Annotated in this window: 23 protein-coding genes, 1 tRNA gene and 1 riboswitch; of the genes, 10 read left to right on the top strand and 14 right to left on the bottom strand. The window is 70.4% G+C overall.

Annotated features, from left to right (window positions below):
- Positions 1-48: 48 nt before the first annotated feature.
- The 5 genes from AC3ANM_RS13790 to AC3ANM_RS13770 are packed head-to-tail and all read right to left on the bottom strand — an operon-like array spanning position 49 to position 5,882.
- Positions 49-1,668, bottom strand: coding sequence for a glycoside hydrolase family 66 protein (locus AC3ANM_RS13790; RefSeq protein ID WP_488284985.1), 1,620 nt, complete (start codon positions 1,666-1,668; stop codon positions 49-51).
- A complete protein-coding gene (locus AC3ANM_RS13785) occupies positions 1,665-2,804 on the bottom strand; it encodes a glycoside hydrolase family 15 protein (protein WP_488284984.1) in 1,140 nt (379 codons plus the stop codon). The genes AC3ANM_RS13790 and AC3ANM_RS13785 overlap by 4 nt, the downstream gene beginning before the upstream one ends.
- On the bottom strand, positions 2,801-3,652 hold the full coding sequence (locus tag AC3ANM_RS13780) for a carbohydrate ABC transporter permease (protein WP_488284983.1): 852 nt from the start codon (positions 3,650-3,652) through the stop codon (positions 2,801-2,803). The genes AC3ANM_RS13785 and AC3ANM_RS13780 overlap by 4 nt, the downstream gene beginning before the upstream one ends.
- A 5-nt stretch (positions 3,653-3,657) precedes the next feature.
- Positions 3,658-4,620, bottom strand: a complete 963-nt coding sequence (locus AC3ANM_RS13775; RefSeq protein WP_488284982.1) for a carbohydrate ABC transporter permease — start codon at positions 4,618-4,620, stop codon at positions 3,658-3,660.
- Positions 4,620-5,882 (bottom strand): extracellular solute-binding protein, encoded by a 1,263-nt coding sequence (locus tag AC3ANM_RS13770; protein ID WP_488284981.1) that lies wholly within the window; start codon positions 5,880-5,882, stop codon positions 4,620-4,622. Before AC3ANM_RS13770 ends, AC3ANM_RS13775 begins: the two co-directional genes overlap by 1 nt.
- Before the next feature lie 157 nt (positions 5,883-6,039).
- Between AC3ANM_RS13770 and AC3ANM_RS13765 the strand changes: the two genes are divergently transcribed.
- From AC3ANM_RS13765 to AC3ANM_RS13750, 4 genes are all read left to right on the top strand, one after another.
- Entirely contained in the window at positions 6,040-7,188 is a 1,149-nt protein-coding gene (locus tag AC3ANM_RS13765; protein WP_488284980.1) for an ROK family protein, read from the top strand.
- A gap of 71 nt (positions 7,189-7,259) precedes the next feature.
- Positions 7,260-7,484, top strand: coding sequence for a hypothetical protein (locus AC3ANM_RS13760; protein ID WP_488284979.1), 225 nt, complete (start codon positions 7,260-7,262; stop codon positions 7,482-7,484).
- Positions 7,485-7,619: 135 nt separating this feature from the next.
- Positions 7,620-7,937 carry a hypothetical protein gene (locus AC3ANM_RS13755; protein WP_488284978.1) on the top strand — a complete coding sequence of 106 codons (318 nt, stop codon included), beginning with the start codon at positions 7,620-7,622 and terminating at the stop codon, positions 7,935-7,937.
- 94 nt (positions 7,938-8,031) lie between these two features.
- On the top strand, positions 8,032-8,193 hold the full coding sequence (locus tag AC3ANM_RS13750) for a hypothetical protein (RefSeq protein WP_488284977.1): 162 nt from the start codon (positions 8,032-8,034) through the stop codon (positions 8,191-8,193).
- Positions 8,194-8,234: 41 nt separating this feature from the next.
- Here AC3ANM_RS13750 and AC3ANM_RS13745 read toward each other — a convergent pair whose 3' ends face one another.
- A complete protein-coding gene (locus AC3ANM_RS13745; protein WP_488284976.1) occupies positions 8,235-9,338 on the bottom strand; it encodes a DNA glycosylase AlkZ-like family protein in 1,104 nt (367 codons plus the stop codon).
- A gap of 144 nt (positions 9,339-9,482) precedes the next feature.
- Between AC3ANM_RS13745 and pip the strand changes: the two genes are divergently transcribed.
- Both pip and AC3ANM_RS13735 read left to right on the top strand, forming a co-directional pair.
- Positions 9,483-10,451 (top strand): prolyl aminopeptidase, encoded by a 969-nt coding sequence (pip, locus tag AC3ANM_RS13740; RefSeq protein WP_488284975.1) that lies wholly within the window; start codon positions 9,483-9,485, stop codon positions 10,449-10,451.
- 41 nt (positions 10,452-10,492) lie between these two features.
- Positions 10,493-10,981, top strand: coding sequence for a GNAT family N-acetyltransferase (locus tag AC3ANM_RS13735; protein ID WP_488284974.1), 489 nt, complete (start codon positions 10,493-10,495; stop codon positions 10,979-10,981).
- Positions 10,982-11,038: 57 nt separating this feature from the next.
- Here AC3ANM_RS13735 and AC3ANM_RS13730 read toward each other — a convergent pair whose 3' ends face one another.
- Positions 11,039-11,413, bottom strand: a complete 375-nt coding sequence (locus AC3ANM_RS13730) for an ankyrin repeat domain-containing protein (RefSeq protein ID WP_488284973.1) — start codon at positions 11,411-11,413, stop codon at positions 11,039-11,041.
- A gap of 308 nt (positions 11,414-11,721) precedes the next feature.
- On the opposite strand from AC3ANM_RS13730, the gene AC3ANM_RS13725 reads away from it, so the two are divergent.
- The 3 genes from AC3ANM_RS13725 to AC3ANM_RS13715 all read left to right on the top strand — a co-directional run bounded on the left by AC3ANM_RS13725 (position 11,722) and on the right by AC3ANM_RS13715 (position 14,851).
- On the top strand, positions 11,722-12,615 hold the full coding sequence (locus tag AC3ANM_RS13725; RefSeq protein WP_488284972.1) for a DUF3761 domain-containing protein: 894 nt from the start codon (positions 11,722-11,724) through the stop codon (positions 12,613-12,615).
- 82 nt (positions 12,616-12,697) lie between these two features.
- Positions 12,698-14,059, top strand: coding sequence for an MFS transporter (locus AC3ANM_RS13720; protein ID WP_488284971.1), 1,362 nt, complete (start codon positions 12,698-12,700; stop codon positions 14,057-14,059).
- A 339-nt stretch (positions 14,060-14,398) separates the two neighbouring features.
- The gene (locus AC3ANM_RS13715; protein WP_488284970.1) at positions 14,399-14,851 is read left to right on the top strand and encodes an SRPBCC family protein; all 453 of its coding nucleotides are present in this window, start codon (positions 14,399-14,401) and stop codon (positions 14,849-14,851) included.
- A 43-nt stretch (positions 14,852-14,894) separates the two neighbouring features.
- On the opposite strand, the gene AC3ANM_RS13710 is transcribed toward AC3ANM_RS13715, so the two are convergent.
- Positions 14,895-15,644 carry a dienelactone hydrolase family protein gene (locus AC3ANM_RS13710; RefSeq protein ID WP_488284969.1) on the bottom strand — a complete coding sequence of 250 codons (750 nt, stop codon included), beginning with the start codon at positions 15,642-15,644 and terminating at the stop codon, positions 14,895-14,897.
- Between the two features lie 242 nt (positions 15,645-15,886).
- Here AC3ANM_RS13710 and AC3ANM_RS13705 point away from each other — a divergent pair, with 242 nt between their 5' ends.
- Positions 15,887-16,216: a hypothetical protein gene (locus tag AC3ANM_RS13705; protein WP_488284968.1), complete on the top strand. Its 330-nt coding sequence runs from the start codon at positions 15,887-15,889 to the stop codon at positions 16,214-16,216.
- A 343-nt stretch (positions 16,217-16,559) separates the two neighbouring features.
- Here AC3ANM_RS13705 and AC3ANM_RS13700 read toward each other — a convergent pair whose 3' ends face one another.
- From AC3ANM_RS13700 to AC3ANM_RS13675, 6 genes are all read right to left on the bottom strand, one after another.
- Positions 16,560-17,609 (bottom strand): LLM class flavin-dependent oxidoreductase, encoded by a 1,050-nt coding sequence (locus AC3ANM_RS13700; RefSeq protein WP_488284967.1) that lies wholly within the window; start codon positions 17,607-17,609, stop codon positions 16,560-16,562.
- 850 nt (positions 17,610-18,459) lie between these two features.
- The gene (locus tag AC3ANM_RS13695; protein WP_488284966.1) at positions 18,460-19,110 is read right to left on the bottom strand and encodes an endonuclease/exonuclease/phosphatase family protein; all 651 of its coding nucleotides are present in this window, start codon (positions 19,108-19,110) and stop codon (positions 18,460-18,462) included.
- Between the two features lie 223 nt (positions 19,111-19,333).
- Positions 19,334-19,720, bottom strand: a complete 387-nt coding sequence (locus tag AC3ANM_RS13690; RefSeq protein WP_488284965.1) for an ankyrin repeat domain-containing protein — start codon at positions 19,718-19,720, stop codon at positions 19,334-19,336.
- 544 nt (positions 19,721-20,264) lie between these two features.
- Positions 20,265-20,747 carry a hypothetical protein gene (locus tag AC3ANM_RS13685; protein ID WP_488284964.1) on the bottom strand — a complete coding sequence of 161 codons (483 nt, stop codon included), beginning with the start codon at positions 20,745-20,747 and terminating at the stop codon, positions 20,265-20,267.
- Positions 20,748-21,137: 390 nt separating this feature from the next.
- Positions 21,138-21,210 (bottom strand) — tRNA-Thr (locus tag AC3ANM_RS13680).
- Between the two features lie 200 nt (positions 21,211-21,410).
- Entirely contained in the window at positions 21,411-22,169 is a 759-nt protein-coding gene (locus AC3ANM_RS13675; protein WP_488284963.1) for a transglycosylase family protein, read from the bottom strand.
- Positions 22,170-22,178: 9 nt separating this feature from the next.
- Positions 22,179-22,340: riboswitch (cyclic di-AMP (ydaO/yuaA leader) on the bottom strand.
- Positions 22,341-22,436: the final 96 nt, after the last annotated feature.

The following is a 22,436-nucleotide window of genomic DNA, read 5'->3' as shown; positions in this document are numbered from 1 at the left end:
GCACGAGGGCACCGGACTGGCGACCACCGCGTCGGGACTGATCGCGGGTCAGCGCGTGAGGACGAGCACCGCCCACGTGTCGAAGTCCGGGACGTCGATGACGACGTGCTCGCCCTCGTCGCGGACGGCCACCGGCGCCACACCGGGACCACCGAGCGGGTGCCCGAACCACGCCTTCACCGACGCGGAGGCCACGCGCACCCGCAGCGAGAGGCCGCCGGCCACTCCGGTCGGCGTGCGCGGCACGTTCCACCGGCCGTCGGCCTGGGCCCGGTAGTCGACGAGCTGGATCACCAGCCGGTCCCCCACCGTGCTCGTGCGCACCCACACCGCCCCGGCCTCGGGGCGCCCCGACGCCGGGCACCCCTCGACGACGACGTCCTCGTTGATGCCGAGCGCCAGGCTGCCCGTGGCGTCCTGGGCCGCGGGGTCGAAGAGCAGGTCGCCGTTGGCCACGGAGAAGTCGGCGAACGCCCGCAGGACGTCGACCGCCTCGCCCTCCAGCGTGGCGAAGTTCGGGTAGTAGGGGTGCACCAGGGCGCCGTGCCGCTCCCCGAAGAGGAGGTACTGCCCGCCAGCGGCCCAGACCGTCGACAGGGCCAGCTTGGCCGCCGCCACCTCGGCCTCGCCGCTCCCCTGCGCGAACGGCTCGAGGTATGCCGCGAGGATGGCAGGGCGGTCCGGCGCCACGTCGCGGGCGGTCCGGACCAGGTCCACGAGGTCGGCGTGGGTGTCGTGCGGGGACCAGACCTCGATGTAGGTCGCGTCCTGCCGGGCCCGGGCCGTGGCGCGGGTCGGGAAGTCGTTGACGTTGTTGAAGATCAGCGTCGCCTCGGGCAGCGCCTCACGGACGGCGTCGATGAGCGGGGGGAACTCCGCGGCGAGGTCGACCGTGGCCCCGGAGGCGGACAGGGCCACCTTCGGGTCGCCGTACTGGTCCAGGTGCAGCCCGTCGAAGCCGACGCCGGCCACGGCCCCGGCCATCTGGTTGACGATGTGCTTGGCCCAGGGCGAGCCCTGCGAGATGTCGGCGATCCACAGGAAGTCCCCCAGCATCCACGGCTCCCCGCCGCGGTGGGTCAGGACCTGCTCGGGGTGGGCCTCGGCGTAGTCCCGGCCGGCGCCGTAGACCGCGGCGTAGGCCAGGGCCTGCGCCCCGGCCTCGCGGACCGCCTCGACGAACGCGCGCACCGTGGTCAGCGACAGCGGCCGGCCCAGCGCGTCGACGAAGTCGTCCTGCGGCGGGAGCAGCTCGGCGTGCCGGTACATCCAGTCGTAGAACTGGACGTGGCTGATGTGGAAGGCGCGCAGCGAGTCCGCGACCTCCGCGACGTCGGCGCGGCCGGCCCGGAAGTCGGCCAGGAAGCCGTAGCGGGGCCGGGCGCCGGGGTCGGCCAGGACGTCGAACGCGGTCGTGGCGACCTGGCCGGCGGCGCGCAGCCGCACGGCATACCCGCCCTCGGCCAGGCCGTCCGGGGCGTCCACGGTGACGCGCTGGCGACCGGGCACGAGGCTGACCTCCTGCTCGACCACCCGCTCGCCCAGGCGCTCGAGCACGAGCCGGCCCTCCCCCGACGCGGGAGCGTCGACCAGCAGGTCGACGCGGTCGCCGGGGGTGAGCCCCGCGCGGGCGGGGCGGACGTCGAGGCGCGGGGCGGGGGTGCTCATGCGGTCTCCAGCTGGTCGACGAGGACGAGGTACATGGCGTGGGACCACAGCAGCGGCGTCGCGACGCCACCCCACCGGTCGACCCACTCCGCCACGTGATCGGGGCTCTGCGGGTGGTCGTGGACCTGCTCGGGCAGGTCGAGGGCGTCGGTCGCCCGGGACTCCACCCACGCCAGGCGCTCCAGCGCCTCGTGGCGCCGGCCGGCCGCGGCGTGGGACCACCCGCTCCACGCGGCGAGCAGGATCCAGTCGCCGCCGCCGTAGAACGTGTCACCTCGGTAGCGCCGGATCCCGCCGCCGGGGCCCAGCAGCTCGGCGTCGACCCGGCGGGCGGTCTCCACGAAGCGCGGGTCGTCGACGTCGACCACGCCGAAGGGCAGCGCCAGCCACAACAGCGAGGCGTCGACGCCGGTCGTCGCGTCGTGCTTGACGAACGACCCGTCCACGACGAACTCGTCCGCCAGCACGGCCGCAAGGTCCTCGGCCCGGGTCGCAAACGCGTTGTTCCCCAACAGGTCTGCCGCACACCGCAGCCCCGCGACGGTGGCGGCCAGGGTCGCGGCGTGGCGGCGCTCGACCGACTCCTCCCAGCAGTCGTAGCAGGGCGCGTCACCGGCGGCGTCGAGGTAGCGGGCGACCAGCCGGACGGCGTCCCGCTCGGGTGTCGTCAGGTCGGTGCCGCGCCCGCGTACGTGGGAGGCGAACGCCCACAGCCACGTGCCGTAGCCGTCGAGCTGGAAGTTGGGCCAGTCCTCCTCGCCGGACTCCAGCGTGCCGTCGAGCTCGAACCGGGTGGGCGGCAGGACGGCCACGTCGCCGGGCAGCGCCGCGATGGCCGCCTCGAACGTGGCTGCCAGGGCGGTGACCGTCCGGCAGACCCACGCGTGGAACCGGGCGGCGCTGTCGTGCTCGCCGTGGCGGTCCATCGCGTCGGCGCAGAAGCTGCCGTCGCGCAGCCACGCGAAGCGGTACGTGGGGTATGCCGGGCTAGCCACGTAGGCGCCCGAAGGCGCCTGCCCGCGCGCGATCACGGCGATGGAGTGCCGGACCATCCGGCCCCGGCGCGCCTCCTCCGGGAGCCCGGCGCGCGCGTCGTCGGACGGGCCGGCCGAGGGCCCGGCGGTGGTGTGGGTCATCCCTTGAGGGCTCCTGCCTGGACACCGGCGACGAACTGCCGCTGGAAGACGACGAAGACGACGAACACGGGCAGGACGGCGATGACCGAGGCCGCGAAGACCATGCCCCACGAGGTCGCGTGCTGCCCCTGGAACAGGGCGATGGCGATCGGCAACGTCCGCTTCTCCGGGGAGTCGATGATCGTGACCGCCCAGACGAACTCGTCCCACGCGCCGAGGAAGGAGAAGATGCCCGCGGTGGCGAGGGCCGGGCGGCACAGCGGCAGGATCAGGCTCCAGAAGACCCGGAACGGGCCGGCCCCGTCGATGAGCATGGCCTCGTCGAGCTCACGTGGGATCGTGACGATGAAGCCGCGGACCAGGAACGTGGTGAACGCCAGTTGGCCCGCGACGTAGAACAGCACGAGGCCGACCCGGGAGTCGAGGACGTGCAGGTCCTTGGCCACGAGGTACTGCGGGATGATCAGCATCATCCCCGGGATCATCAGCGTCGCGATCAGCGCGAGGAAGATCGGCTTCTTGCCGGGGAACTCGAAGCGCGCGAACGCGTAGGCCATCATCGACCCGAGCAGCAGCACCCCGGCCACGGTGCAGATCGACACCACGACGCTGTTGAGGAAGTACTGCGCGAATCCCGTTGAGGCCCAAGCCTGCCCGTAGTTCGCCGTCGTCGGGTGCGACGGCAGCAGCTGTGGCGGGACCTGGAGCACGAACGTCTGCGGCTTGAACGAGGTCGACAGCATCATGAAGAACGGCACCGTCGTCAGCAGCGCCCCGGCGACCAGCGCGGCATACCGGCCTGTCATCACCAGCGAGGGCCGCCCCCAGGGGCGGCGCGAGGTGGTCACGGCGGTCACTCTCCGACCTCCCGGTCGTATCGGAACAGGCGCATCTGGGCGAGGCTCAGCGCAAAGATCACCAGCGCGAGCAGGTAGGCGATCGCCGAGCCGTAGCCGAAGTCGAGGAAGCTGAAGGCCTGCTTGTACATGTAGGTCAGGACGACCTCGGTGTCGTTGGCCGGCCCGCCGTTGGTCATGACGAAGACCGAGATGAACACGTTGAACCCGCCGATGACGAGCATCACCGTGACGAACGCGATCACCGGGCGCAGCAGCGGCAGGGTGACCTGGAAGAACTGCCGGACGGGTCCGGCGCCGTCGACGGCGGCCGAGTCGAGCAGCTCGGTCGGGACCGCCTGCAGCGCGGCGAGGAAGATCAGCATCGACCAGCCGACGCCCTTCCAGATGCCGAGCAGGCTCAGCGTCACCATCGCCGGCCAGCGGGAGCCGAGCCAGTCCACGGGGGTGCCGATGACGTGCAGCCAGTCGACGAGCACGTGGTTGACCAGCCCCGCCTGGGAGTTGAACAGGTACTCGAAGACCAGCGAGACGACGACCCAGCTGGTGATGACCGGCAGGTAGTACAGCGCCCGGAACACCACGCGACCACGGATCGCCTTGTTCAGCAGGACCGCCAGCAGCATGCCCAGGACCAGCTGTGGCGGGACCGTCGCCACGAGGTAGAAGACGGTGTTGACGACCGCCTTGCGCAGCACCGGGTCGGCGACGGCCCGGGTGTACTGGTCGAGCCCGACGAACGGGCTGACCGCCCCCTTGATGACCTTCCAGTCGTAGAAGCTCATCCGGAAGGCCAGCACCACCGGGTAGACGATCAGGGTGAGGAACAACAGCAGCCCGGGAGCCAGGAACAGGTATGCCGTGCCCCAGCCGCGCCCGCTCCGCGCCGCGTCACGGCGGCGGAGCGGACGCGGGGCGGACGTCGACGTCGACGTCGAGCTGGTGGTCGAGACGGCCATCAGCTCGCGAGGAGCGGGTCGATCTGGCGGGCCGCGGCGTCGAGCGCCTGCTGGACCGTCTCGTCACCCTTGAAGGCCTTCTGCACCTCGGTGGAGATGATCTCCTCGATCTTGGGGTACTTCGGGTGCGGCAGGCGCGGGCGAGCGGTCTGCAGCTGCTGCGCGAACACCCCGTAGTAGGGCTGGATGTCGGTGAGCTTGCTGCCGAGGTCCTTCAGCACCGGCATCTGGCCGACCTTGGCCATGTCGGTCTGCGCCTCGTCGCTGAGCATGAAGCGGGAGAACTCGGCCGCCTGGTCCTTGTTCTCGCAGCTGGAGGTCATGACCAGGTCCTCGCCGCCGACCACCGAGACCGAGCCGCCACCGCCGTCGGGCATCGGCGCGGTCTTGAGGTCGAAGGTGGGGTTCTGCTTCTGGAAGATCGGGAACATCCAGGGGCCGTCGAGGATGCTGGCGTACTTGCCCTGCGGCAGGCCCACCGCCGTCTCGACCCCGCCCTTGCTGCCCATGATGATGTCGGGCAGCTGTCCCTCCTTCTTCAGGTCCACGAGCAGCTGCACGGCCGCGACCGACTTGGCGGAGTTGAGGTAGCCGGTGGCCTTGGTCATCTTGGCGTCGGTGACGTCGCCGCCGGCCGACCAGATCCACGGGAAGAGGTTCCAGCCGCTGGTGCCGTTGTCCGCGAAGACGAAGTCCCCCGTGCCCTTGAGCTTGGCGGCGTCCGCGCGCACGTCGTCGAACGTCTTCGGCGGGTTCTTGATCCCGACCTTGGCGAGGGTCTTGGCGTTGTACATCAGGACGCGCGTGTTGGTGTCGAGCGGCAGGCCGTAGTGCTTGCCCTTCCACACGTTCGTGGCGAGCGCACCGTCATACGTCTTGGCCGCGATGGTGCTGTAGTCCTTCATGACGTCGTCGAGGGCGGTGATCGCGCCGAGCTGGGCGAGCTCGGGCACCCAGATGATGTCGCTGCGGACCAGGCACGGCAGGGTGCCGCCGGCGGTGGAGGTGAGCAGCTTCTGGTGCAGCTGGTCGTAGGGGAAGGCCACGGCCTTGACCTTGATCTTGGGGTGGGTCTTCTCGAAGGCCGGGATCACGACGTTGTTCAGGGTCGTGGCCTCGGGGCTGTCCGCACTGTAGGCGTGCCAGTAGGTGACCGTGACCGTGCCGTCCGAGCCACCTCCCCCCGCGCTCCCGGCTCCCGTCGAGCACGCCGAGAGCCCCAGGGCTGCGAGCACTGCGACCGACCACGTTGTCCTGCGCATGACTCCTCCATTGCGTCATCCAGCCCCGCGGATGGGGATCGGCTGGCTGAGGAGTTATTTTCACCATGGAACATACTCAGGTCAATGGTTGCTTTTGGAGAGCTCGATCGGGTCTTATTAGCGCCATAACGAAATGAAGTCGAGCCGGGGAGGGCACGTGACGGACACCAGCCGCGAGGCGCAACGACTCGAGGGCCTGGCCCGCGAGCTCGCCCTCAGCGTGCTGATCCACGGCCCGCTGTCCCGGCGCGAGCTCGCCGAGCGGCTCGGGGTCTCCCCCGCCACCCTGACCCGGATCAGCGCACCGCTCGTCGCACGCGGTCTGGTGACCGCGGCGGAAGAGCCGGTCGGGGGCCGCCTCGGGCGGCCGGCCCGCCCCCTCGACATCGTCCCGGCAGCGCACACCTTCATCGGGGTCAAGCTCGCCGCCGATGCCCTGTATGCCGTGAAGACCAACCTCCGCGCGGAGATCCTCGCGTCGCGCAGCGCCGAGCTCACGTCACAGGACCCGGTGAAGGTGGTGGAGCAGATCGACGCCCTCGTGCGCGACCTCGCCGACGACGACGAGATCACCGGCGTCGGGGTGAGCCTGGGCGGCAACACCCCGGACCACACCGTCGTCAGCCGGGCGCCGTTCCTGCGGTGGGCCGACGTCCCGCTCGCCTCGCTCGTCGCCGCACGCACCGGCCACCCCACGGTGATCGAGAACGACCTGGTGGCCCTCACCGTGGCCGAGCAGTGGTTCGGCGACGGCCGCGACCTGGACAACTTCGCCGTGCTGACCATGGGGGCCGGAGTCGGCTACGGGCTGGTGATCCACCGCCGGCTGGTCACGAGCCCCGACGTCGGCATCGGCCTGGTCGGGCACTACCCCGTCGACCCGGAGGGTCCGTGGTGCGCCGAGGGGCACCGGGGCTGTGCCGACACGATGCTGAGCATCAGCGGGGTGCGTGCCCAGGCCGCGGTCGCCTACCGCCGGCCGGTGGCCTACGACGAGGTGATGCTGCTGGCGGAGGCCGGCGACCTCGCGGCCGCCGCCATCGTCCGGCAGAGCGGCCTGGCCCTCGGCCGCCTGGTCGCCGCGGTGGCCAACCTGACGATGGCCCAGCGGATCGTGGTCTCCGGCGAGGGGGTGCGCCTGGCGGAGATCGCCCGCGACGCCGTGCTCGAGGGCATCCAGCGCGACCGGGACCCGGCCGCCTCGCCGGTGGGCCTGGTGATCCAGCCGCACGACTCGGATCTGTGGGCCCGCGGCGCCGCCTCCGTCGCGATCCAGCAGTTCATCCTCGACGGCGCGCCGGCCTGAGGTCGGGCCGCCGGACCCGGCCGGGCGGGGGTGGGGTGTGGTCCGCATCACGGACAGGGGATGCTGGACCCATGGCACCCCCTGCACCGCGTCACCTGCCCAACAGCCCGTTCAACGCCGCCCGCGAGGCCGCACGTCCCCGGCAGGAGACTTTCGAGATCGGCGACCGGGTCACCCACGACCGCCTCGGACTGGGTCGTGTGACCGGGTTCGACGGCGACACCGGGCTGCACATCAACTTCGGTGGCGTGACCTATCGCGTGAGCACCTCGACCACGAAGCTGCATCGGGTCTGACCCATCCCCACGCCTGGCATCCCACGCCGGGCATCCTCCCCACGCCTGACTCCCTTCCGCGCCCGACGCCATCCCCGCCCGGGCGGGTGACGTTGTGCCCCCGGCGGGCCGACCCGGCCGTGCCACGGTCGAGGCATGGGAATCCACTTCCCAGGCCCGTGGCAGGCCCCGACCGAAGGCTCGGCACACGTCCTGCAGACGTGGGCTGCCGGCCTCTCACCCCACGAGCTGGCGGCCTCCCCCCTCGTCGTCGCCACGTGCTCGCACTGTGATGACGTGGTCCTGGCCCTGGGCCCGGGGCGTTGGGCGTTCGTCGAGGCAAGCTCCTCACCGGCGGGACCAGGCAGGTGGCTGATCCGCAGGCTCTCCTCACTGGCCGAGGTCGCGACGGCCATGTCCGACCATGCCGGGCTGGCGGCCGCCCACGCGCGGGCCACCCACGACCGGGACTGACCAGACGGCCGCTCGTCGGCACCTCACGGCGCAGGACCCCCTGGCCGACGCTCTTTGACGCGCCGGCGCGATCCGCTCGTGCCAAGATCGCCGCATGTGGCAGGAGGTCGGGTGGGCCGCGGTGTGCGCCCTGGTGCTGTTCGTCCTGACGAGCGCCCTGCTCGGGCTGCTCTCCCGCGTGTTGGGGCGCGGTCGGGAGGCCGAGAGCCCGCCGCTCGACGGCCTCGAGGGAGCGGGTGAGCCCCGCCCCGGCTGACCCGAGCTCGAGGGGTTGGGGTGGATCCGGAGTGCTCCGGGTCAGCGGTGCGGGCCGTCGAGCTCCAGTCCCAGCCACTGCGCCAGGTCGGCCACCTCCCGGTCGACCGCCGCCCGCGCGGCCTTGGTCAGCGGCACGTCCTCGTGGACCGCGTTGACGTGCAGTACCCCGGCCCGCTGGTCGGCCGCAGCGTCGAGCTTGCCGACGAGTCGGTCGGCGTAGAGGATCGGCAACGCCCAGTAGCCCCATCGGCGCTTGGCCGCCGGCTTGTACATCTCCAGCTGGTAGTCGAACTCGAAGATCTCCGCGATCCGCTTGCGGTCGACGACAAGCCGGTCCAGCGGCGACAGCAGTGCCGCCCTGCCGTGGAACGGCTGCCCGAGCTGCTCCGGGTCGACCCGCCAGGTGCCACGCACGCCTTCGATCACCGCCGGCTCCCCCGCGTCGCCGACGTCGAGGGGCTCGACGGGACACTCGGGGCCCTTGCTGCGCGCGATCCCGAGCGAGGCCAGCCGGCGTTGGTCCCGCTGGAGGCGCGCCTCCTCCGCGGGGACCGCCTCCTCGTGGGGGTAGACCCGCTCGGCCAGGTCCCACAGGCGCCCCCGGCCCTCGCGCGAGGACACGGCGACCTCCCCACGCCGCTCCATGATGTCGAGCAGCTTGAGCACGTTGCGGTCGTTGCTCCACCCGCTCGAGCGCCACGGCACCACACAGGTGTCCGGGAGCTCGCGGGCCGGGAGGGGACCCTCGGACCGCAGCAGCTGGAGGATGTCCTGCCGGCAGGCGTCGTTGGCCTCGACCCAGCCGCGCACCTCGCCGCGCCAGTCCTCCTCCGACCCCCGACGACGCCACTGCTGCATCTCGGCCCGGAAGAGGGCGATGTCCTCGGCAGGACGCAGCACGCCGCGGAACTCCACGAGCGCCTGCTCGTCGAGCAGGGTGTCGAGCTCGGCGGGTGCGTAGGAGGAGCCGAGGCGGCTCCAGCACACCAGGTCGGCGCTGGGCGCCACCGCCGCGGTGAGGTCGATCTGCACCAGGCCGAGGTGAGCCACCAGCTCCCGCAGGTCGGTCGGTCGTGACGCGTCGAGGAGCTGCGCCCGGACCGCGATGCGGCGCGCCTCCTGGCGGGTCAGCTGGTGCACCATGCCTCCGACCGTAGAGGAGCGCACCGACCGGCCGGGGTGGATCGCGCCACGTGCCGCGTCATCGTGTTTCCGCGCCGCATCCACCGCAGGACGGCAGATGATGGAGCTCCTCACCCACCTGCCGAGCCCGGGAGGCTGCACCGGATGGAGCGTCGAGACCTCTACCCACCGATCGAGCCGTATCGGTCCGGGCTGCTGGACGTCGGGGACGGTCAGCAGGTGTTCTGGGAGGAGTGCGGAAACCCTGACGGGACGCCGGTGCTGGTGCTCCACGGAGGACCGGGCGGTGGGTGCGTGCCGGAGCACCGTCGCCCGTTCGACCCCACGGCATACCGGGTCGTCCTCTTCGACCAGCGCGGCTGCGGACGCAGCCTGCCGCACGCCAGTGACCCGGCCGTGTCGCTGGACACGAACACGACCTGGCACCTGGTGGCGGACATCGAGCGGCTGCGGGTCGAGCTGGGGGTGGACCGATGGGTGCTGGCCGGCAGCTCCTGGGGCACGGCGTTGGCGATGGCCTACGCGCAGGCCCATCCCGACCGGGTCCGGGCCATGGTGCTGCGCAGCCTCTTCACCCTCCGGCAGCGCGAGATGGACTGGGTCTACCGCGACGGCGCCTCACGGCTGCTCCCCGAGCGGTGGCAGGAGTTCCTCGCGCCGATCCCGGAGGACGAGCGGCACGACCTTGCCGCCGCCTACCGGCGGCGGCTGGAGTCCGCCGACCTCGACACGCGTGTCAGTGCCGCCCGGTCCTGGACGCGCTGGGAGACCGCCGGCATGCTGCTCCACCCGAACCCGGCGGTGGAGGCGATGTTCGCCGAGCCCCGGTTTGCCGTGGCGTTCGCCCGCATCGAGATCCACTACCTCGAGCACGGTGGCTTCCTCGAGGAGGGACAGCTGATCCGCGACGTCGACGCGATCCGGCACATCCCGGCAGTCCTGCTGCAGGGCCGTTACGACCTGTGCACCCCGCCGGCGACGGCCTGGGACCTGCACGTCGCCTGGCCCGAGGCCGAGATGCAGCTGGTCAACGACGCCGGCCACTCCCTGGACGAGCCGGGCATGGTGCACCGCCTGGTCATGGCTACCGACCGGTTCGCCGACGCGCCCTGACGCCACCTCCGCCTCGGCCTGCCCCAGGAGAGGATGACGCCGTGAACGGTTCATGGGGCGAGGTGGAGGTGGGTGCGGCTCACGAAGCGGACGACGTGACGGAGGCTGCTGCGATCTGGGCCCGGGCGAAGGCTCGGCGCGACCAGGCCCCGGAGCCGGCAGTACCAGAGGAGGCCCTTCCGGGCGTCCGGCGGCGCCTCGGCATCGAGGGGGCGACGCTGCTCCTGGCGCGCCGCGACGGTCAGCCCGTGGGCTTCACCCTGTTCGCGCCCCGGCCGCGGACCCTGGAGGTCTTCTACCTCGCCGTGGACCCCGGCGCCTGGGGCCGCGGCGTCGGGAGCCAGCTCCTCGTCAGCGCGGAGGACCACGCGCGAGCGCTCGGCCGCGCGACGCTCGAGCTGTGGGTCATCCACGACAACGACCGGGCCATCGCGGTGTACGAGCGGTCCGGGTGGACGGGCACGCAGGACGTGCAGCGCGATCCGAACTCGGGTCGGCTCGAGCGACGGTTCGTCCGGGACCTGGGCTGACCAGGAGCGGCTACCCAGCCGCACGACACCGTTGCGCAGTGGGGCCGACGGGTGGTTTCAGCCCTGGGCGTGCGCCTCGGGGAAGAAGGGGGCCAGGCACGAAGCAGCGAGGCTCTGCGCCAGGCCCCGCGGGGTCACCCCCTCGTTGTTGGGAGCGTCGGGGTCGGCACCGAGGGCCAGGAGAACGGCCACTGCCGCTCCCTCCCCGCGAGAGCGGAAGACGGCCCTCCACAACGGGGTGTTCCCCCAGTTGTCCCGGGGGTCGATGACGGCTCCCCCGTGGACGAGCAGGGAGATGACCGAGGCACACTGCACCTCGGCTGCGAAGTGGAGTGCCGTGAACCCTTGGCTGTTGGACGCGTTGGGGTTGACGCCCTGGTCGATCAGTCGCCGGACCTCGGACGCGTCACAGGTCAGCGCGGCGTGAAACAAATCGCCGACACTCCGATGGCCTGTCCCCGGCATACGGCCAGCATGCTCCCGCGCATCGTCGCCGACGTGCGTCTTGACCCGTTCTTGGAAGTTGCCCCTCCTCCCCTACGTCCCTGCACGGCATACCCCAAAGAACCGGTCCCGCAGCCGATCCCGGCGATGGCGGCACCGTCCGGGTGAGGGACACGTAGCCCATTCGGGCCACTTGGGGGTCATCTTCGGCCATTCACCGGAGGCGCGCCCCTGGCGCTGCCACGCTCATCGCGCGGAGGCCGGGGGGCTGTCCGCCATTCCATCCTGGGGGTCCGATGAGCCAGCGTCCTTCCACCGCGCCGCGCGAGACGACGGCCGGGATCGCGGCGCGTGTGAAGCGTCTTGCGGGCGCGCGGGCGACCACCCGGCTGACGACCGGCCTGCTGGTGACGGCTGTCGCGCTCACGGGCTGCGGGCCGGCCCTGAGCCAGGGCATGAAGGCACCCGCTGCCGCGCAGGCCCTTGCCCTGGCGGTGTCGTCCCCGTCGTCGTCGACGACGACGACGGGTCACGCCGTGGCGCAGGCGCCCGTCAAGGCGGTTGCTGCGGTCCCGGTGAAGCAGGCCAGCGGGGGCGTGGTGGTCACCAAGGCCGGGGCGGTCCTGCCGAACGCCGTTCGCACGCCCGGCGCGACGAACCCGACGGTCACCCAGGCCACGATCCGCCGCACCATCTGCGTCTCCGGCTGGACCGCCACGATCCGGCCCCCGTCGTCGTACACCACCGGCGTGAAGAAGGGCCAGCTCGCCTCGGGCTACGCCTATCGCGACGACCGGGCCACGAGCCACTACGAGGAGGACCACCTGATCTCCCTCGAGCTGGGCGGCTCCCCCACAGCGGTCACGAACCTGTGGCCCGAGCCGTACAGCCCGGCCCTGGGGGCGCGCAAGAAGGACGTGATCGAGAACAAGCTCCACGCCCTGGTGTGCTCGGGGGCACTCCCCCTGAAGACGGCCCAGCGGGCCATCGCGACGAACTGGTGGGCGGCCTACCAGAAGTACGTCAGCGCCCCCTCCACGCCCAAGCCTGCGCCAGCTCCCGCACCCGCTCCCGCACCGGCTCCGGCGCCCGCGGGGGCGACCGCGATCTGCAACGACGGCTCGTACTCGTACTCGCAGCACCGGCAGGGGACGTGCTCGCACCACGGCGGCGTCGCCGTCTGGCTCTGAGCCCGACGGTTTCCGTCCCGGAACGTCAGCGTTCCGAAAACCGCGCGACAACCCCCGCGCCGACCCAGAAGACTCCCCCGTGATGTTCGCCGCCATCCTCCGCCACGTACGGCCCGCGTCGCCGCTCGCCGGCCGCCTCGCCGCCCAGTCACTGCTGTTCGCCCTCGGTGAGGGCACCTTCATGACCGGTTCGGCGGTGTTCTTCACCCAGATCGTCGGGCTGTCCGCCGCCCAGGTCGGCCTCGGCCTGACGTTCGCCGGCATCGCCGCCTTCCTGGCCGCACTGCCGATGGGCAAGCTGGTCGACCGCTTCGGACCGAAGAAGATGTGGGCCGTCAGCGCCGTCGGGCAGGCAGCGATGTTCTCGGTGTGGCCGTTCATCAACGGCTTCCACGGCTACGTCGCGATGGCCGTCGGGATGGAGGTCATCGGCGCGCTGGGAGGTGCGGCGTACGGCGCATACACGATCGACGCGTTGCCGCCCGAGGAGCGGGTGAAGTCGCGCGCCTACATGTACTCCGCGCTCAACGCCGGCTTCACCCTCGGGTCGATGCTCGGCGGCATCGCGCTGGCGTTCCACTCCAACGCCGTCCTGCACGCGCTGCCGTGGTTCACCGCCGGCGCCTTCCTGGTCAACGGCGCCGCCATCGTCCGGCTGCCGCGGGCCGCCCACGACGAGCGCACCCCGGAGGACCGCAAGGTAAAGGTCCCGGGCCCGGGGCCGCTTCGCAACCCCGGCTGGCTCCTCACGACCTTCTTCGTCGGGGTGTTCTGGACCAACCAGGTGCTGCTCAACGTCGTGATCCCGCTGTGGCTGGTGGAGAAGACGGACGCCCCGCGGGTGCTGCTGGCGTTCCTGTTCGGCACCAACACGGTGATGTGCATCTTCCTGCCGATGGCGGCGTCCCGCGGGGTCAAGGACGTCAAGACCGCGCTGAAGGCGGTCCGGGTGTCCTCGGTCTTCTTCGTCGTCTCCTGCCTCATCACGCTGGCCACCCATGACACCGTCGGGTGGGTCACGATCGCGCTCGTCTGGCTCGGCCACGTCACGGTGACCGGCGCCGAGCTCTACCTCTCGGCCGCGAACTGGACGTTCGAGGCCGAGCTCATGGACCCGCGCCAGCGGGGCTCCTACCAGGGCGCAAGCGGCCTGAGCAGCACCCTCGGCAAGGTGTGGGCGCCGGCCGTCTACACCTTCCTCGCGATGAACTGGGGCGCCGGCGGCTGGCTGCTGATCGCCGCCATCATCGTGGTGGCCACCATCGGGATCCACCCCTCCACCCGGATGGCCCGCCGGTTCCTCGAGCAGCACGTCCCCGCCGACGTGCTGGCCGATGCCCGCGCCTCCAGCCCCGAGCCCGAGGACGGCCTCGCGGTCGGGCCGCCCTCGCTGATCGACACCGAAGAGCCGATGACCGAGCCCACCGGTGACCTGATCCGCTGAGCGAGCAGGCGCGACGTGGCCGCCCCGGCCCGTTTTGGGACCGGGGCGGTTGGCGTGCAAGCCACTCACCTGCGGAGATGGAGCCGACGAGGGAACTCGAACCCCTCACCACCTCTGCCTGGCGGGGCCGCCTCTCGACGCTTCGCGACTCTGGCGAAAAGCGTTGCGCTGTGGTCGATCTGGCCGATCTGGCTACCCCCACGCCGACGGCGCGAAGCGCCGCCCGCAGCGCGGCGTCCCACCGGCGAAGCGCGGAGGGCGTGGCCGGGCAAGGTGCGCGGCGGAGCCGCGCCCGAGCCAGCAAGGAAACGTGTAACCGCTGCCTGAGAGGGTGGGCGCATGCCCGTTGACGTTCTCACCGAGGTCGTGATCAGTCGTCCGCGCGCCGTGGTCGCGGCCTATGCCGCCGACCCCACGAACGCGCCCGAGTGGTACGCGAACATCCGCTCCGTCGAGTGGCGCACACCTCCGCCGCTCGACGTCGGATCGCGGATGGACTTCGTGGCGCACTTCCTGGGCCGGCGGCTCGCCTACACCTACGAACTCGTCGAGCTGACGCCGGGCGAGCGGCTCGTCATGCGGACCGCCCAGGGGCCGTTCCCGATGGAGACGACGTACGAGTGGGAGCCGATCGGCGATGCTGCCACCCGCATGAGGCTGCGGAACCGCGGGAAGCCGTCGGGGTTCTCCCAACTGGCCGCACCGCTCATGGCGAGGGCCGTCCGGCGCGCTAACCGCAAGGACCTCGCGAGGCTCAAGGAGATCCTCGAGAGCTCGAGCGCCCAGGCCTGATGACGCGGCCCGGCGGACGTCTCATCTGCCGCGATCCGCATGGTCAGGTCGACGAGGGTGCATCCGAGCGGAGGTGTTCCTTGAAGAATGCCGCGATACGCCGACGAGCATCCAGGGTGGCCGCGTGGTCGTACCTGGTGCCCGACACACGCGCGAGGAAGCGCAGGAACAGGGTCTGGTCCTCGGGTGCATGGTCGTTCATGAATCCGTGGTGGACTCCTGGATATATCTTCACGTCGTGCGGCACGGCGAACTCGGTCAGTAACCCGTCCAGCCGCTGACCGGCCCGGGCGCCCAACGGGGACTTGTCTGCAGCGCCGAAGCTTCCGACGACCGGGCAGGCTCGTGGCAACCAGTCCCTGGCGTCAGAAGGGCATCCGCCGTAGTTCACCGCCGAGGCGTCGAACCCGTGGCCCTCGGCCAGCGCGATGGCGTACCCCCCACCCATGCAGAAGCCGACCACCCCCACGATTCCCGTGCAGCCGTCCTGGTCTCGTAGCCAGTGCCGCGCCGCCTCGATGTCGTCGAAGGTGCGACCCCGGCGCGGACCGAGGTCGCGCATGATCGTGCGGAGGCAGCGCAACCGGCTGCCCCAGTAGTACAGGTCAGGCGCGATCGCCACAAAGCCTTCTCCGGCAAGCCAGTCCGCGTGCTGACGTAAGTCTTGACTCATGCCCGTGAAGTCGTGGATGACGACGACGCCTGGCCATGGCGGCGCCGTCGTGGGCACCGCCGCATACGACGGCATCAGGCCGTGAGGAGTCTCGATCTGGACCAGCGGCTCTGTCTCCATGGCTCAGTGTCGGCGGTCTGGTGTGCGCCGACTAGAGGGCGGACGCAATGGAGGGCGGGGGCCCTGGGACCCACTTCCGGATGTGGGGAGCCGTCCGTCGCCAAGCCCGTGCGGGAGCTGGAGTGGGTGGAGGGCAAACGCCGCCGGGAATCCCCGGGTACTGACCGAGGACGAGCGGCGCGAGTGGTTCGCCAAGATTCGCCTCGACCAGCGGGCCGTCGACTTCGACCTGGACGGTCGCGATGCTGCGCCAGCGGTGGCTGCGCGGGGCACGGTTGGACATGCCGGTGATGCACAACCTCGACGGCGGTTTCCGAGATCCGCACAACACCCGGACGCAGCGGAGGTCGGCGGCCAAGCGCATCGGCTTCGACTGGGTGACGTCGCACGTCTTCAGCAAGACGTGCGCCACGATCCTGGACGACGCGGGCCTGACCGCCCGGATGATCGCCGACCAGCTCGGGCGGCCGTCGATGACCCAGGACGTCTACATGGGGCGCAAGGCTCCGAACCCAATGGTCGTGCGTGCCCTCGACGACGCCTCCCCGGATCCTCGCGAGCCCACGACGTGACCGAAAGCGGTGGGTGAACGATGGATCCGACACTTCATCGCCGGATCGGCGAGGCCTCAAAGGGCCTCTCACCTGAGAAAACAGACCGACGGGGGGACTCGAACCCCTAACCTCCGCTGACTGGCGGTGCGCCTCTCGACGCTTCGCATTCTGGCGAAAAGCGTTGGGCTGTGGCGATCTGGCTGCTCGCCCGTATCGGTCGCCAGACCTTGAGACGGTGACCGGGGAGGAGGCGAGGCGGGGCATTGCGAGTGGATCGGAGTGCCCCGCCTCGTTGTTGTGTCCTGGGCCGGGTAGCCCGTGAGCGCGCCACCCGGCTCGAGGTCGAGGGACCTCAACCCGATCAGGCGAAGGCCGGCATCACCCTGTCGTGGACGAGCTGCAGCTGGGTGTTGACGTCGGGGACTCCCTCGATCTCGCGTCCCGTCAGAACCTTCACCAGAGCCTTGTCGGTGATGCCGAGGATCAGGTGGTTGACGCCTGCGGCCGCGATCTCGTTCTGCATCTTCTTGACGCACTCCTCCGGGGTGCCCGCCACGGACAGGCGCTCCGCGAGGTCGGGGGTGGTCAGCTCGAAGCCCTTGGCCATGTCGCCGGCCCCGATCGCGTCGATGATCGGCGCCATCTCCTTGGGGTCGACGCCGTTGCGCTTGAGCTGCTCGTGAGGCATGGCGGAGGCGTAGAGGCCGACCATGCTCCGCGCGGCGTCCTTGGCCGCCGCACCGTCCTCGGCAACCGAGAAGACGATCCAGGCGCCGAGGTCGAGGTCCTGGACGTTCTTCCCTGCGCGCTCGGCGCCTAGCGTGCAGTGCTCGATCATGTAGTCGTAGGCCTCGCGGCAGTAGCTGAGCGCGTGGTGGCACCCGTCGGACACCTCTGCCGCTGCCTGGAACGACTTGGGGCCGCGCATCGCTCCCATCTTCACCGGCAGCCGCTCCTGCACCGGCCGGGCGAAGGTGAATATGCCGCTGTACTTGAAGAACTCGCCGTCGTGGGTGATGACGCCCTCGTCCAGCAGGGTGCGGATCACATGGACCGCCTCCTTGACGCGTGAGAGTGGCTTCGTCTTGGCCCAGTCGATGTGGTAGCCCGCCAGCAGGCCGAAGTTGCCGCTCGACACCGCGACCTCCGCCCGCCCATTGGTCAGCTCGTCCAGCGTTGCGGCCGCCTGCGCGATCAGGGTCGGCTCGCGCAGCACGACGCCCGACACGCTCGGGCCCATCCGGATCTGGCTGGTCTGCGCGGCGGCTGCGGCGAACAGGAGCCAGAGGTCTTTGTGCCAGGTCTCATCCGGTGCGTAAACCGCGTAGAAGCCGAGCTCGTCTGCCTTCCTGATCGAGGACAGGGAGTCGCTCAACGGGTAGTCCGACAACATCGCGCAGCTGAATCTCATCGTGACTCCTTCTGGATGGACTGGGTCAGTCCACGGTTCGTACGTCCTCTGCTTCGACCTCGGCGAGCAGCTCGCTGCCGGTCAGGACCGCGGAGGCGAAGTGGCGGTGCATCCACTCGGGTTAGATGCAGCCAAGAGACTCACGGGGATATCCAGAGAGTCCTCCGGCGGCTCACGCTGTGACGCTGCCGCTCGTTCACAGCATCCTCACAGCCGCTCAGAAGTGGGTGTCAACCCCAAGAAGGATGACGTCTCGGCGTAGCGTGCTGTGACGCGAGTGCGGGTCTCCCGAACCGCGCATTTCACCTCGGAGCCCCAGATCATCAAGGCCGTCACCAGGGCACGTGAGTGCCCGAACGATTGCGGACCAGCTGGGCACTTGCGCATCTCTGTGACTCAGGACGTCGATCTCGGTCGCAGGGCCGTCGATACCGCCGCCGCGTTCGCCCTCGAGGGTCTCTGGCAGGTCGAGCCGGGCGACGACGAGGACCCTCCCCGGGCCTTGGCGCGGATCATCTGAAGGCGTGGCTTTGGAGTGCTTGTGGCCCCAAAGTGGAACCCCGGCCCTTGATGGACCGGGCGTTCTGACCGTTCATGCCTCTGACCTGCAGTGATGGAGCCGACGAGGGGACTCGACCCCTTAACCGCCTGTGTCCCTCGGGGCACTTCTCAACGCTTCGCGAATCTGGCGAAAGGCGTTCTGCTGTGGTCGATCTGGCCGGTCTGGCTGCTCGCCCGCATCGGGCGATTCCTGTCGTTTCCCGTTCAAAGCGATGGCATAAACGATGGCGACGTTGGCCTGGCGGTGGCACCCTCCGGGACTAGGACTTGCTGCCCCGAATCCTTGCAGTCAGGGGAGCTCGACGATGTACGCGTCGTGGTCGGAGAGTCGGCGCCCTTGAGCCTCCGCAGGGACCCAACGCGCCTTGGGCTTCGGGAGAACCCGACTGACGGCGATGTGGTCGATGCTGGAAATGTCAGGGAGGCGGTGCGGCAACTCGGACGTCGGGACCTGCAACTGGAGGCGATCCAGCGTTGCGGCCAGATACAGCCGGCCCTTGAGGGAGCCAGCGGTCTCGGGGCCGGTGAGGCTGTGGTTCCAGTCGCCTCCCCAAACGACTCCGGGCTTGCCCGCCAGCTCGGCCTCGATGCTGGCCAAGGCGGACCGCGTCTTCTCGGCGTGCTTGCCCTGGACCCAAGGGTGTCGGGGGCGTGCAGAGCGCCACGGCAGGACAGAGCTGCAGAAGGTGATGCCCTCCACCGTTGCTGCGCAGCTCGCCGGGTGAGGGTCGTTCTCGGGCGTCAGCCACGCCTTGGACAACACTGCAGCCCATCGGCGTTCTGCAACGATCGACTCCTTCGAAAGATGCTGGTGGAACCCGTCCAGGTCCAAGCCTCGTGGCACTTCGGTGAGCAGCCAGATATCGCAGTTCTCGGACAGCATCAACGTGCGATGTTGCGTCGACCACCTGCCGGCCAAGTTCCACGTGCCGATTCGCATGGACAGCAGATTGGCAGGCTCAGGCCTGCCTGCGTGGCGAAACGGAGCGATTTACAGCGGGGGGTCAACGCCTTGGCAGACCCGACCCATTCACAGGGGAGGCACCGCCTGCCACTTTCGGTCATGGCGCCAGCGGCGCGAACCGTGTGATTGCAGCGGTTTCGTTGTCATGGCGTCGGCCGGTTCTACGGAACGCACGGCCAAAATCCGGCCACGGGCGGTGTCAGGGGATCAAGCGGATGACGTCGTCCGTCGCGACCCGCTGCACCAGGATGCGGGGGCTGACGCCCGCGTGGTTGAGGGCATCCGGATCGGCTCCAGCTGCCAGCAGGGCGCTGACTGTGTCGCCGTTCCCTTGGCTGTCGAACACGGCGCGGAACAACGGCGTGTTGCCCCACTGGTCCTGGACATCGATCGGAGCCCCGGCTGCGACGAGGATCGGCACGCAGGCAGCGCGTTGTTGCTGGGCGGCGAAGTGAAGGGGCGTGTAGCCGGAGCGGTCGGCCAGCGAGGGGTCGACCCCTTGAGCCAGCCAGCGTTCGACCTCGGTGACGTCACCGTTCAACGCGGCATAGTGCAAAGGCGAACGTCCGAAGCTGTCGAGGTCCATGAGGCGACTTTGGCACGCCGCGAAGCCGATCGCGCGGGTTTGCGCATTGACCGTGAACTGCGTGGCTGGGCCCTGGCCCGCTGCGATGCGGGTACGGCAGCCGGGCCGACAGGGTTGAGCAGGCAGCCCCGTCGACAGGGTGCATCTCGGGCTTCGGGTAGCCGGCCACGGGCGGGCCTCCGTCGTCGCCAGCGCCTGAGACGGTGAGCAGACGAGCAGCTGAGGCGGGGGCGTTCCGACTGGGTCGGAGTGCACCGCCTTTGCCCTGTCCTGGCCCGGGTAGCCCGTGAGCGCGTAGCTGTGGGGTGCGCGAGGACGGCGCGAAGCGCCGCCCGCAGCGCGGGGTCCCACCGGCGAAGCGCGGAGGGCGTGGCCGGGCCCATTGACCGGAGCCGCCACTAGTTGTCGGTCCGCTGTACACGCGGATCGCGGCACGAGGTGACAGGGCAGTAGCGGATGCTGGAGGTTGATGCACGGGGCGAGAGCCAGCGGGGACCAGGCATGAGGCGGCTGTCGCGTTGTGACCGTTCCTCGTCAACGCCGGTCAGGCGCCGTGATGGTGGCGAGTGGCGTGGGTTGCGTACATGCGGAAGCGCGCCAGCATCAGAGCGAGCATCGCGATGCAGGCCATGCCGCAGATGCCCGAGATCGACTGCGCGGCTGATACGGCCCCGATGCCGTAGCCGATGACCATGACGGCCCCGACGAGCAGTGTCGTCGCCACCATCTCCAGCGTTGGCCGCCAAGCCATCTGCATCCATCGCATCCAGGCCACCATGGAGGCGCTGAGAGTCAGGGTGACGACGACAGCCGACAGGACAGGAGCACTTTGTCGGGGGTCGGCGAAGCCGAGCAGGGCGCCGCCGGCAGCCGCAAGCAGGCCCAGCAGGACGAGACTGACGCACATGACCACGCACATCTGGGCGAAGTGCAGGGCGAAGCGGCCTGCCTGGGACGTGACGCCGGGACTCGCGTCATCGCCGGCGGGTAGTGCGGCGCGAGGGGTGGTGCGGAATTGCAGGCGCATCGGACGCTCCTCTCCTCTGGGCCGGTAGACGGATGTTGCGCGTCAACGAGCCGTTCGGAGAATCACCTCGGGAGCGGCCCGCTTGGGCCTGACACCATTTTGGGGTCGCTGTCCGCCCCGGCCAAGGGGCATTGGTCCCATCGACTGGCGTCCTGGCGGCGCACCACCGGGTGATCCGCTCATCACGTGTCGCTGGACCCAGCCCTCGATCTGGGGGACCAGCAGGAACACGAAGATGCCGGCGACGGCCGGTTGTGCGGGCCCTCGACGGGGCCTCCCCGGACCCGCACGAGGCCCACGACGTGACCGAAAGCGATGGGTAAACGATGGATCTGACACTTCAGCGCAAGATGCGCGAGACGCCAAAGGGCCTCTCACCTGCGGAAACAGAGCCGACGAGGGGACTCGAACCCCTAACCACCTGTTTACAAGACAGGTGCGCTACCGATTGCGCCACGTCGGCCGACCCGCGCCGGGACGCGGGACGATCCGCCCCGCCGGAGCGGGACGAGCGCCCATCCGGGGATGGGACGCGCGAAATGCTACCGGCACGCAGAAGGCCCGGCGGTCACCGCCGGGCCTTCTCGTCCTGCCTCTAGGGGGAGCAGGAGGTCCGCTGGAACCAGGACCCGCCGGAAGGGGGATCCGGCGGGGGCCCTGCAATCAGCGGTGTCTGTTGAGCCAGCTCTGCAGCGCGCGCACCGTGGGCGCGTTGAGGGAGCCGGCACCGTCCTGGTGCGCGTGGATGTGACGCTGCAGTGCGCGCACCGTCTGGGGGCCGATGACGCCGTCGGGTGTGGCGTGCACCTTGCGCTGCAGGGCGGCGGCGGTCATCGGGCCGAGGATGCCGTCCTGGGAGGTGCCGACCCAGCGCTGGACGCGGCGGACGGTGCTGCTGTCGAGCGCACCGGTGACGGCCACGCGACCGACGGCGCGGTTGACGACGTGCTTGACCGGGATCGAGCCGGTCGGCAGGGACCGTCGCATCAGGGAGCGGGAGACGTCGACGCTGCCGGTGCCGCCGTTCGCCCGGGTCAGTCCGGCCTTGCGGCTGCACACCGGCCACGCGCCGGGGCCCTGCGCGGAGAGCACGCGCTGCGCCACCGAGATCTGCTCCTCGCGGCTGGCCTGGTCCGCGTGCGAGGCGTAGCGGGCGCCGCCGTAGGCGACCCAGGTGCTCTGGCTGAACTGCAGGCCGCCGTAGTAGCCGTTCCCGGTGTTGATCGCCCAGTTGCCACCGCTCTCACACGAGGCGACGGAGTCCCAGACGGACGAGGCCTCCGCGGGCCCGGCGACCGCGATACCGGTCGTGACCGAGGCGGCACCGGCGATGGCGACACCGGCCGCGCGTGACTTGTTGACCCCCTGGGGTGCGGCGTGACGGGGCACGTACCTCCGGGCATGCCGAGGGCTGTAGTGCATCGAGGCGTCCTCTCCTGACTCTGCGCCGGAGAGGTCAGCTGTCGGGTTCGGGCGTGTCAGGCGTGCCCGGCCGGCGGACCGGCTTCACCCCAAGGCCGACCCGAAGGTCGGCCAACATCATGGGTCCCCCACCCTCGCCCATGCCCGGAGAGGTTCCGGTGAAGTGCCCGCCGGACGAGGTTTGGCGCTGCGGGCACGCTGCGTGTGGTCGGTATGCAGTTGTGGCGAACCCCCCTGTTCTATAACGGAACTGCATCGGGACGGGGC

This window comes from Oryzihumus sp. JJN4-3R (assembly GCF_057747915.1).
This window is presented reverse-complemented; position numbering and strand designations above follow the sequence as displayed.